Source organism: Pseudomonas sp. RIT-562, assembly GCF_026241895.1.
GTDB lineage: Bacteria > Pseudomonadota > Gammaproteobacteria > Pseudomonadales > Pseudomonadaceae > Aquipseudomonas > Aquipseudomonas mandelii_F.
Genome location: NZ_JAPJIV010000010.1, coordinates 119,480 through 131,089 on the forward strand (window position 1 = coordinate 119,480; position 11,610 = coordinate 131,089).

At 61.8% G+C, this 11,610-nt stretch carries 7 protein-coding genes; 3 read left to right on the plus strand and 4 right to left on the minus strand.

Annotated features, from left to right (window positions below; genetic code table 11):
* Positions 1 to 84: 84 nt before the first annotated feature.
* The gene (locus ORL50_RS14685) at positions 85 to 849 is read left to right on the plus strand and encodes a GntR family transcriptional regulator (protein ID WP_266016110.1); all 765 of its coding nucleotides are present in this window, start codon (positions 85 to 87) and stop codon (positions 847 to 849) included.
* 154 nt (positions 850 to 1,003) lie between these two features.
* Here the strand turns inward: ORL50_RS14685 and guaD are convergent, their stop codons facing one another.
* The 4 genes from guaD to xdhA form a co-directional block, all read right to left on the minus strand.
* Positions 1,004 to 2,308: a guanine deaminase gene (gene guaD, locus ORL50_RS14690; protein WP_266016112.1), complete on the minus strand. Its 1,305-nt coding sequence runs from the start codon at positions 2,306 to 2,308 to the stop codon at positions 1,004 to 1,006.
* Between the two features lie 8 nt (positions 2,309 to 2,316).
* Positions 2,317 to 3,162, minus strand: a complete 846-nt coding sequence (gene xdhC / locus ORL50_RS14695) for a xanthine dehydrogenase accessory protein XdhC (RefSeq protein ID WP_266016114.1) — start codon at positions 3,160 to 3,162, stop codon at positions 2,317 to 2,319.
* A 117-nt stretch (positions 3,163 to 3,279) separates the two neighbouring features.
* Positions 3,280 to 5,679, minus strand: coding sequence for a xanthine dehydrogenase molybdopterin binding subunit (gene xdhB, locus ORL50_RS14700; RefSeq protein WP_266016117.1), 2,400 nt, complete (start codon positions 5,677 to 5,679; stop codon positions 3,280 to 3,282).
* On the minus strand, positions 5,672 to 7,126 hold the full coding sequence (gene xdhA / locus ORL50_RS14705) for a xanthine dehydrogenase small subunit (RefSeq protein WP_266016119.1): 1,455 nt from the start codon (positions 7,124 to 7,126) through the stop codon (positions 5,672 to 5,674). Before xdhA ends, xdhB begins: the two co-directional genes overlap by 8 nt.
* 303 nt (positions 7,127 to 7,429) lie before the next feature.
* Here xdhA and ORL50_RS14710 point away from each other — a divergent pair, with 303 nt between their 5' ends.
* Both ORL50_RS14710 and smc read left to right on the plus strand, forming a co-directional pair.
* A complete protein-coding gene (locus ORL50_RS14710) occupies positions 7,430 to 8,089 on the plus strand; it encodes a GntR family transcriptional regulator (RefSeq protein ID WP_266016121.1) in 660 nt (219 codons plus the stop codon).
* Positions 8,090 to 8,091: 2 nt separating this feature from the next.
* Positions 8,092 to 11,580, plus strand: a complete 3,489-nt coding sequence (gene smc, locus ORL50_RS14715) for a chromosome segregation protein SMC (RefSeq protein ID WP_266016123.1) — start codon at positions 8,092 to 8,094, stop codon at positions 11,578 to 11,580.
* Positions 11,581 to 11,610: the final 30 nt, after the last annotated feature.

Sequence of the window (11,610 nt, forward strand, 5' to 3'; positions counted from 1 at the left end):
TTTTTACGCGATACTTGCCAGCGACCCACTGTGCCGTATTACAGTCACGGTCTATTCGCCGCAGTTCTCCCGACTCGAGTGCCCATGAACGAACAGTTGCAGCCCCTAAAGAAACAACCGCGAGCAGGCAAAGCCGGTCGCAGCGGAACCCAGGACGATATTGTCTACGCGCATATCTTCGAGGCCATCCTCGAACAGCGCCTGGCGCCCGGCACCAAGTTGAGCGAAGAAGCGCTGGGGGAAATTTTCGGGGTCAGTCGTACCATCATTCGCCGCGCGCTGTCGCGCCTGGCCCATGAAGGGGTGGTGCTGCTGCGGCCGAATCGTGGCGCCGTGGTCGCCAGCCCAAGTGTCGAGGAAGCTCGCCAGGTGTTCCTGGCACGGCGCCTGGTCGAGCGCGCGATCACCGAACTGGCCGTGCAACACGCTACGGCCGAGCAGATTGCCGAGTTGCGCCAGATGGTCAACGACGAGCGTGACAGCTTCTCCCGCGGTGATCGCGGCGCCGGCATCCGCCTGTCTGGCGAGTTCCACCTGAAGCTGGCCGAAGCGGCGAAGAATGCTCCGCTGATCAGCTTCCAGCGCAGCCTGGTGTCGCAAACCTCACTGATCATTGCCCAGTACGAAAGCGGCAATCGCTCCCACTGCTCGTATGACGAGCACACCCAGTTGATCGACGCCATCGAGGCGCGCAATGGTGAGCTGGCGGTGGACTTGATGATGCATCACATGGATCACATCGACAGCAAACTCAATCTCGACGAGGAAAGTGCGTCGGATGATCTGCATGCGGTGTTCTCGCATTTGTTGCAGACCAAGAAGCCTGGGCGGCCGAGCGCCAAGCTTTAAGTCAGATCGAGTTGCGGCCATCGCGAGCAGGCTCACTCCTACAGGGAAATGCATTTCAAATGTAGGAGTGAGCCTGCTCGCGATGACTATTGTTCAGGCAATAAAAATCCCCCGGGGCTGAACTGCGCCGGGGGATTTTTTATGCATGGAAGAATTAGCGCTGGTGCACCTGATTCCCCGCCGCATAGGTCTGCAACACCGTCCGGTCATCCCCCAGCGTCATCAGCACAAATAACGTCTCGGCAATGTTATTGGCCTGCTTCAAGCGATAGCTCAGCAGCGGCGTGGCGTTGTAGTCCAGCACCAGGAAGTCGGCATCGGTGCCCGGTTTCAGTGTGCCGATCTTGTCTTCCAGGCGCAGCGCCCGGGCGCCGCCCAACGTTGCCAGGTACAGCGACTTGAAGGGGCTCAGCCGCGCACCTTGCAGCTGCATGACCTTGTAAGCTTCGTTCAGCGTCTGCAACAGCGAGAAGCTGGTGCCGCCGCCAACGTCCGTGCCCAGGCCGACATTCAGCTTGTGCTTCTCGGCCATTGGCAGGTTGAACAGGCCGCTGCCGAGGAAGAAGTTCGAAGTCGGGCAGAAGGCGATGGCTGAGCCGGTTTCCGCCAGCCGTGCACACTCGTCGTCGCACAGGTGCACGCCGTGGGCGAACACCGAGCGCTCGCCCAGCAGCTGGTAGTGATCGTAGACGTCGAGGTAGCCCTTGCGCTCCGGGAACAGCTCCTTGACCCACTCGATTTCCTTGAGGTTTTCGCTGATGTGGGTCTGCATGTACAGGTCGGGGTACTCGCCGAGCAACTGGCCTGCCAGGGTCAGTTGTTCCGGGGTGCTGGTCGGGGCGAAGCGCGGGGTCACGGCGTAGTGCAGGCGACCCTTGCCGTGCCAGCGTTCGATCAGCGCCTTGCTTTCCACGTAGCTGGATTCGGCAGTGTCGGTCAGGTAGTCCGGGGCGTTGCGGTCCATCATCACCTTGCCGGCGATCATGCGCAGGTCCAGCTGTTCGGCGGCTTCAAAGAACGAATTCACCGATTGCGGATGCACGCTGCCGAATACCAGGGCGGTGGTGGTGCCGTTGCGCAGCAATTCCTTGATGAAAATGCCCGCCACTTCATCGGCGTGAGCTTTGTCGGCGAACTGGCTTTCGCAAGGGAAGGTGTAGGTGTTGAGCCAGTCCAGCAACTGCTCGCCGTAGGCGCCGACCATGCCGGTTTGCGGCAAGTGGATATGCGTGTCGATGAAGCCCGGGGTGATCAGGGCGTCCTGATAATGGTTGATCTCGATGTCTGCCGGCAGGGTCGGCAGCAGGTCGCTGGCGTGGCCGAGCGCGCTGATCTGGCCGTTATCCACCACCAGCAGGCCGTCTTCGAAATACTCATAAGACGCCTCGATACCCACTTCGGCGGGGTCGGCGATGCTGTGCAGAATGGCGGCGCGGTAAGCTTTGCGAGTCAGAGGCATGGTATTTCTCAACGGGTGGCTTGGCTGCGACGTGAAGCCGGCAGCAGTTTGGCAATCGATGATCCGGCGCTGGCAGTCTGCTGGCCGAAACTGGCGTTATAGGTGGCGATGATTTCGCCGGCGATGGAGATGGCGATTTCTACAGGCAACTTGCCTTTGACTTCGCCAATGCCCATCGGGCAGCGCATGCGTTGCAGCACGGCGCTATCAAATCCGCGGTCGCGCAGGCGGTGTTCGAACTTCACTCGTTTGGTTTTCGAGCCGATCAGGCCGAAGTAAGTGAAGTCGTTGCGCTTGAGCAGTGCGGCGGTGAGTTCGAGGTCGAGCTGGTGGTTGTGGGTCATGACGATGCAGTAGCTGCCCGCAGGCAGGTTATCGATTTCATCCACAGGCTCCTCGCTGATGATTTTGCGCACGCCGTGGGGGATCTGCTCGGGAAATTCTGCTTCCCGCGAGTCGATCCAGCGCACCCGGCACGGCAGGCTGGCGAGCAGCGGCACGAGTGCCCGGCCGACATGCCCGGCACCGAATACGGCGATTTGCGCCTGCACCTGGCCCATCGGTTCGAACAGCAAAACGGTCACTCCGCCGCAGCATTGGCCGAGGCTGGCGCCAAGGCTGAAGCGTTCAAGGTGGGTGTCCTGCCTGCCGCTGGCGAGCATCTCGCGGGCGATCTGCATGGCCTTGTATTCCAGGTGCCCGCCACCGATGGTGTCGAAGGACTGGTTGACGCTGATGACCATTTTCGAGCCGGCGTTACGCGGAGTCGAGCCGAGTTCTTCGATGATGGTGACCAGCACGCAGGGTTCTCCCTGGTGTTGCAGGTCGGCGAGGGCGTCGATCCAGTTGTACATATTCACCTCAACATCTGTGTTGTTTGTGCCGGCCTCTTCGCGAGCAAGCCCGCTCCCACATTTGGAATGCATTCCCCCTGTGGGAGCGGGCTTGCTCGCGAAGGCCGCGCCGCGGTCTTAAAGCGAAGCCAACTCAGCCTCAGCCTCAACCGCTTTCGCCACCGTCAACTGCCGCATCTGCTCACACCCCCAAAGCACCCGCTCCGGTGTCGCCGGTGCGTCGATCTTCGGTTGATGCTTGTAGTCGCCCAGGCTTGCCACCGCATCCTTGATCGCGCACCAGGCCGCGATACCCAGCATGAACGGCGGCTCGCCGACCGCCTTGGAATGGAACACCGTGTCTTCCGGGTTCTTGCGGTTTTCCACCAGCTTCACCCGCAGGTCCAGCGGCATGTCCGCCACCGCCGGGATCTTGTAGCTGGCCGGGCCGTTGGTCATCAGCTTGCCCTTGTTGTTCCACACCAGCTCTTCCATGGTCAGCCAGCCCATGCCCTGGATGAAACCGCCCTCGACCTGGCCGATGTCGATAGCCGGGTTCAGCGAGGCGCCGACGTCGTGCAGGATGTCGGTGCGCAGCATCTTGTACTCGCCGGTCAGGGTGTCGATGATCACCTCGCAGCAGGCGGCACCGAAGGCGAAGTAGTAGAACGGCCGCCCCCGCGCCTGGCTGCGGTCGTAAAAGATTTTCGGGGTCTTGTAGAACCCGGTGCTCGACAGCGAAACCTGGGCAAAGTAGGCCTGCTGGATCAATGCTTCAAACGTCAGGATGTGATCGCGAACCCGCACATGGCCGTTGTGGAATTCCACGTCCTCTTCGCTGACCTTGTACTGGCGCGCAGCAAATTCCACCAGGCGTTTCTTGATGATCTCCGCAGCGTTCTGCGCGGCTTTACCGTTCAGGTCGGCACCGCTGGAAGCCGCAGTCGGCGAAGTGTTCGGCACCTTGTCGGTGTTGGTCGCGGTGATCTGCACCCGGTCCATTTCCACCTGGAACACTTCGGCCACCACCTGCGCCACCTTGGTGTTCAGGCCCTGGCCCATTTCGGTGCCGCCATGGTTCAGGTGGATGCTGCCGTCGGTGTAGACGTGGATCAGCGCACCGGCCTGGTTGAGGAAGCTGGCGGTGAACGAGATACCGAATTTTACCGGGGTCAGCGCCAGGCCTTTTTTCAGGATCGGGCTGTTGGCGTTGTAGCGCCGGATCGCTTCGCGGCGCTCGGCATACTGGCTGCTTTCTTCGAGTTCGGCGGTCATTTCCTCGAGCATGTTGTGCTCGACGGTCTGGTAATAGTGGGTGACGTTGCGCTCGGTCTTGCCGTAGTAGTTGGCCTTGCGCACCGCCAGCGGGTCGAGGCCCAGGTGCCGGGCAATCGCGTCCATCACTTCCTCGATGGCGACCATGCCTTGTGGTCCGCCAAAGCCCCGGTAGGCAGTGTTGGACGCGGTGTTGGTCTTGCAGCGGTGCCCGTTGATGGTCGCATCGCCCAGGTAATACGAGTTGTCGGAGTGGAACATCGCGCGGTCGACGATCGACGCCGACAGGTCCGGCGAGCAGCCGCAGTTGCCGGCCAGATCCAGGGCAATGCCATGCAGGCGACCGGTGCTGTCGAAGCCCACGTCGTATTCGACATAGAACGGGTGGCGCTTGCCGGTCATCAGCATGTCTTCGACCCGCGGCAGGCGCATCTTGGTTGGCTGGCCGGTGAGGTGGGCGATGACCGCGCACAGGCACGCCGGGCTTGCGGCCTGGGTTTCCTTGCCACCAAAACCGCCGCCCATGCGACGCATGTCGACCACAATCTTGTTCATCGACACGTCCAGCACTTCGGCCACCAGCTTCTGCACCTCGGTGGGGTTTTGCGTGGAGCAGTACACGATCATGCCGCCGTCTTCGGTCGGCATCACCGAGGAAATCTGGGTTTCCAGGTAGAAGTGTTCCTGGCCGCCGATGTGCAACGTGCCCTGGATGCGATGCTCGGCAGTCGCCAATGCACCGGCCGAATCGCCGCGCTGATGGGTGTGGCTATCGAGCACAAAGTGCCGCTTGCGCAGGGCCTCGACCACGTCCAGCACCGGTTCCAGGTCTTCATATTCGATGATCGCTGCCATCGCCGCTTTGCGCGCGGTGTCCAGGTCTTTCGCCGCGACGGCGAGCACCGGTTGACCGACAAATTGCACATCATCGATGGCCAGCAGTGGGTCGCCCGGCATCAAGGGGCCGATGTCCTTCAGGCCCGGCACGTCTTCGTGGGTGATGGCGATGCGCACGCCTTCAAACGCGTAGCATGGCTTGGTGTCGATGCTGATGATTTTCGCGTGAGCGCGATCCGACAGCCGTGCGTAAACGTGCAGCTGGTTGGGGAATTCCAGGCGGTCGTCGATGTACTGCGCTTCGCCGGACACATGTTTGGCGGCGCTTTCGTGCTTGACGCTGCGGCCGACACCGGTGGTCAGGTCCTTGGCGAACAGTTCAGCCAGTTCGGCTTGGGTCTTCTCTACAGCGTGATGATTAGACATAAGCGGTCACCCGAGTCTCGATGTGCGGTGTTTGCAGTTCGATGAAGTATTTGCGCAGCAGGTTCTGCGCGCTCAGCAGGCGGTATTCCTTGCTGGCGCGGAAGTCCGAGAGCGGGGTGAAATCTTGCGCCAGGGCCGCGCAGGCGCGTTCGACGGTGGCGTGGTTGAACGGCGCGCCGAGCAATACGCTTTCACAGTTGTTTGCGCGTTTGGGAATTGCCGCCATGCCACCGAAGGCCACGCGGGCATCGGCGATCACGCCGTTTTCAATGCGCAGGTTGAACGCGGCGCAGACTGCGGAGATGTCATCGTCCAGGCGTTTGGAAACCTTGTAGGCGCGGAACAGCTGTTCGGCGCTGGCGCGGGGCACGATGATCTTTTCGATGAACTCGCTTTCCTGGCGCGCGGTGACCCGGTAATCGATGAAGTAGTCCTCCAGGGCCAGGGTGCGCCGGGTCTCGCCTTTGCACAAAACGATCTGCGCGCCCAATGCGATCAGCAGCGGTGGCGAGTCGCCGATTGGCGAGGCGTTGCCGATGTTGCCGCCCAGGGTGCCCTGGTTGCGGATCTGCAAGGAGGCGAAGCGTTGCAGCAACTCACCAAAGTCCGGGTACTCGGCTTTCAGTGCTTCGTAGCAGTCGGAGAGGGCAGTGGCGGCGCCGATTTCCAGGCGGTCGTCAAAGCGCTCGATGCGTTTCATCTCGGCGACGTTGCCAACGTAGATCATCACCGGCAAGGTGCGGTGGAACTGCGTGACTTCCAGCGCCAGGTCGGTGCCGCCAGCCAGCAGGCGGGCTTGCGGGTAGGCGTCGTAGAGGTCGGCGAGGTCGGCCACGGTCAGCGGTACCAGGCAGCGTTTGTCGCCGCTGTTCAGTTCGCCGATATCGGTCGGTGCGATGGCCTTCAGGCGGGCGATGGTCTCGACTTCACGGGCATCGAACTGGTCCGCCTGCTTGCCGCAGCAGGACTGCTCGGCCGCTTCCAGGATCGGCCGATAGCCCGTGCAGCGGCACAGGTTGCCGGCCAGCGCTTCGTGGGCCTTGTGCGAGTCGGGCTGATCGCTGTTTTTCTGCAGGGCGAACAGCGACATCACGAAGCCCGGGGTACAGAAGCCGCACTGCGAGCCATGGCATTCGACCATGGCTTTCTGCACGCTGTGCAGCTCGCCCTGGTGCTTGAGGTCTTCAACGCTGATCAGCTGTTTGCCATGCAATGAGGAGACGAACGTCAGGCACGAATTGAGGCTGCGATAACGAATGTGCTCGCGGCCCGCGTCGTCCGTCTGCAACTCGCCGACCACCACGGTGCAGGCGCCGCAGTCACCGCTGGCGCAGCCTTCTTTGGTGCCGGGTTTGCCCACATGGTCGCGCAGATAATTGAGCACGGTCAGGTTCGGGTCCAGGGCGTGCTCACTACGGAGTTCCTGGTTTAGTAAAAACTGGATCACGGAAGGCCTCGCAGACTCATTATTGTTGTTAACCGCTTTGCACCGAATTTATCAGGTCTGACTTTTCGGTCAATGATTTTCTGACTTAAAGGTCAGGAAATAACATTTTGGCGATCAACAGCGCGTTCCAGTCAGTATTGACCCTGTCGGGGGGCAGGTTTTTTTATTGGCTTTTTTTCCGGCTTTTTTTTTAGAGTCTTGCGTAAATCGTGCCAAAAACCGCCGCGTGGGCACTCCGCCATGACCCCTCATGTGCGCTACACTGCGCCGCCTGTGCAGATCGAAAGAGTTTGAAGGACAATCATGACGTTCAAGGCGCCGGACAGCCTCGCCGAGCAAATCGCTCACCACCTCGCCGAACGCATCATTCGCGGTGAAATGAAGCCCGGAGAGCGGATCCAGGAACAGAAGGTCACGCTGGCCCTCAATGTCAGTCGCGGCTCGGTCCGTGAGGCCCTGCTGATCCTCGAACGCCGGCACCTGGTCGCGATCCTGCCGCGACGGGGCGCGCACGTCACCGAATTGACCGTGCACAAGGTGCAGAGCCTGTGCACGCTGATGAGCGAGCTGTACATCCTGCTCGGCAATGCCGTGGCGGCCGGCTGGCAGGTCCAGGCGGACATGGCGCCGTTCGTGCAGATCCAGCAGCGCCTGACCGACAGTTACGAACGCCAGGACATCCGCACCTTCGTCGATGACAGCTTCAACGTGATGCGCGCGGCTTATCCATTCGCCGACAACCCGTATCTGCAGGAAACCGTCGAGAATCTGCAGCCGGCCATGAGCCGCGCCTACTTCCTCGCCCTGGACCTGCGCAAGGCATCGATGAGCGAGTTCCTCGAACTGTTCGAGCGCCTGCTCGCCGCCGTATTGGCCCGGGACTTCCCGCAGATCCGTGAAGTGCTGACGGCCTACGCCCAGCGCAGCAGCGATCTGGTGGTTTCCGCCCTGACGGACGCTTAAGCGTGCGGCTCAAGTGCATCAAGCTGGCGGGATTTAAATCCTTCGTCGACCCGACCACCGTCAACTTCCCCAGCAACATGGCGGCCGTGGTCGGGCCCAACGGTTGCGGCAAGTCGAACATCATCGACGCCGTACGCTGGGTGATGGGCGAGAGCTCGGCGAAAAACCTGCGCGGCGAGTCGATGACCGACGTCATCTTCAATGGCTCCACCAGCCGCAAACCGGTCAGCCAAGCCAGCATCGAGCTGGTGTTCGACAACTCCGACGGCACCTTGCTCGGCGAATACGCCGCCTATGCGGAAATTTCCATTCGCCGCAAAGTGACCCGCGACAGCCAGACCACCTATTACCTCAACGGCACCAAGTGCCGTCGTCGCGACATCACCGACATCTTCCTCGGAACTGGCCTGGGCCCGCGCAGCTACTCGATCATCGAACAGGGGATGATCTCCAAGCTGATCGAGTCCAAGCCTGAAGACCTGCGCAACTTCATCGAAGAAGCGGCGGGCATCTCCAAGTACAAGGAGCGTCGGCGCGAGACTGAAAACCGTATCCGTCGCACCCACGAAAACCTCGAGCGCCTGACCGACCTGCGCGAAGAGCTCACCCGTCAGCTTGAGCGCCTGCACCGCCAGGCCGAGTCGGCGAAAAAATATCAGGAGCTCAAGGGCGAAGAGCGCCAGCTCAAGGCGCAGCTGTCGGCATTGCGCTGGCAGGCGCTGAATGACCAGGTCGGGCAGCGCGAAGCCATTATCGGCACCCAGGAAATCACCTTCGAGGCGCTGGTCGCTGAGCAGCGCAATGCCGATGCGAGCATCGAACGCTTGCGCGACGGGCACCACGACCTGTCCGAACGCTTCAACCTGGTGCAGGGCCGCTTCTATTCGGTGGGTGGCGACATTGCTCGGGTCGAGCAGAGCATCCAGCACGGCCAGCAGCGCCTGCGCCAGTTGCAGGACGACTTGAAGGAAGCCGAACGGGCGCGCCTGGAAACCGAATCGCACCTGGGCCACGACCGCACGCTCCTGCTGACCCTCGGCGAAGAGCTGGACATGCTCACGCCGGAACAGGAAGTCACCAGCGCTGCCGCCGAAGAAGCCGCCGCGGCCCTGGAAGAATCCGAAACCACTATGCATGGCTGGCAGGAGCAGTGGGACACGTTCAACCTGACCGCCGCCGAGCCCAGGCGCCAGGCCGAAGTCCAGCAGTCGCGCATCCAGCAGCTGGAAACCAGCATGGAACGCCTGGCCGATCGGCAAAAGCGCCTGGGCGAAGAGCGCGCCTTGCTCTCGGCTGACCCGGAAGACGCGGCGATCATGGAGCTCAGCGAACAGCTGGCGGCCAGCGAAGCGACCCTGGAAGACTTGCAGGCCAGCGAAGAAGCCCAAGTCGAGCGCCTGGAGCAGTTGCGCCAGGAGTTGCAGCAGGCGCTGGCGGCGCAGCAGCAGGCCCAAGGTGATCTGCAGCGCCTGAACGGTCGCTTGGCGTCCCTGGAAGCCTTGCAGCAAGCCGCGCTGGATCCGGGCACCGGCACAGCCGAGTGGTTGCGTGACCAGCACCTGGCCGACCGTCCGCGCCTGGCCGAAGGCCTCAAGGTGCAAGCCGGCTGGGAACTCGCGGTGGAAACCGTACTGGGTGCCGACCTGCAAGCGGTGCTGGTCGACGATTTCAGTGACTACGACCTGGCTGGCTTCGCCCAGGGCGATCTGCGCCTGCTGAGCCCGGCCGGCGATGGCGTGCGAGTGCCCGGCAGTTTGCTCGACAAGGTCGAGGCACAGATTGACCTGGCGCCATGGCTGGGGCAGGTCAAACCGGTCGACAGTCTCGAGCAGGCCCTGGCGCTGCGCGGTCAGCTCAGCGCCGGCGAAAGCCTGATCAGTCGTGACGGTTATTGGGTCGGCCGGCATTTCCTGCGGGTGCGTCGGGCCAGCGAAGCCGAAAGCGGCGTGCTCGCGCGGGGCCAGGAAATCCACAGCCTAGGCCTTGAGCGCGAGGAGCGCGAAGCCACGGTCGAGGCCCTGGAGACGCAGCTGCAAAATCTGCGCGCGCAACAACGTCAGCAGGAAAACGGCCGCGAACATTTGCGGCGCCTGCTGCAGGACGAAGCGCGCCAGCAAGGCGAATTAAAAGCCCAGTTGTCCGCTGGCAAAGCCAAGGCCGAGCAGCTGTCATTGCGCCGCACCCGGCTCGACGAAGAGCTCACCGAGCTGGCCGAGCAGCGCGCCCTGGAACACGAAAATATCGGCGAGGCGCGCCTGCAATTGCAGGAAGCCCTCGACAGCATGGCCGTCGATACCGAGCAGCGCGAGCTGCTGCTGGCGCAACGGGACAGCCTGCGCGAGCGCCTCGATCGAGTGCGTCAGGAAGCCCGCCAGCACAAGGATCACGCCCATCAACTGGCCGTGCGCCTGGGCTCGCTGAAGGCGCAGCACGACTCCACGCGCCAGGCCCTGGAGCGCCTGGAAATGCAGTCCGAGCGCCTGACCGAAAAGCGCGAGCAACTGAGCCTGAACCTGGAGGAGGGCGAGGCGCCACTGGAAGAGTTGCGCCTCAAGCTCGAAGAGTTGCTCGACAAGCGCATGAGTGTCGACGAAGAGCTGAAGACCGCACAGATCGCCCTGGAAGATGCCGACCGCGAATTACGCGACGCGGAAAAGCGCCGCAACCAGGCCGAGCAACAGTCGCAGCTGATTCGTAGCCAGCTGGAAACCCAGCGCATGGAATGGCAGGCCCTGACCGTGCGCCGCACCGCCTTGCAGGATCAACTGCTCGAAGACGGCTACGACCTGCACGGCGTGCTCGCAACCCTGACCGCCGAAGCCAACGAGAAGGACGCCGAGGAAGAGCTGGAGCGCATTGCCGCACGCATTCAACGCCTGGGCGCGATCAACCTCGCGGCCATCGACGAGTACACGCAACAATCCGAGCGCAAGCGTTACCTGGATGCGCAGAACGACGATCTGGTGGAAGCGCTGGACACCCTCGAAAACGTCATTCGCAAGATCGACAAGGAAACCCGTAACCGCTTCAAAGATACCTTTGATCAGATCAACGGCGGATTACAGGCTCTTTTCCCAAAAGTTTTCGGTGGAGGACGCGCCTATTTGGAACTGACGGGCGAAGATCTACTCGATACAGGGGTGACAATCATGGCGCAGCCGCCCGGGAAGAAAAACAGCACCATCCATTTGCTCTCCGGCGGTGAAAAAGCCCTGACTGCACTGGCCCTGGTTTTTGCGATCTTCAAGTTGAATCCGGCGCCGTTCTGCATGCTCGATGAGGTTGACGCTCCACTGGATGACGCTAACGTAGGACGCTACGCCCGACTGGTGAAGGAAATGTCGCAGACCGTGCAGTTCATCTACATCACCCACAACAAGATCGCTATGGAAATGGCGGATCAACTGATGGGGGTGACGATGCACGAGCCAGGCTGTTCGCGACTGGTGGCGGTGGACGTGGAAGAAGCGATGGCCCTGGTGGATGCCTGAGGCGGATTTGTAGGAAGAGGACTACAGTCG

Coding starts and splice junctions, on each gene's coding strand:
- guaD (WP_266016112.1), bottom strand. CDS start 2,308: ATGCCTCTGACTCGCAAAGCTTACCGCGCCGCCATTCTGCACAGCATC.
- xdhB (WP_266016117.1), bottom strand. CDS start 5,679: ATGTCTAATCATCACGCTGTAGAGAAGACCCAAGCCGAACTGGCTGAA.
- xdhC (WP_266016114.1), bottom strand. CDS start 3,162: ATGTACAACTGGATCGACGCCCTCGCCGACCTGCAACACCAGGGAGAA.
- ORL50_RS14685 (WP_266016110.1), top strand. CDS start 85: ATGAACGAACAGTTGCAGCCCCTAAAGAAACAACCGCGAGCAGGCAAA.
- ORL50_RS14710 (WP_266016121.1), top strand. CDS start 7,430: ATGACGTTCAAGGCGCCGGACAGCCTCGCCGAGCAAATCGCTCACCAC.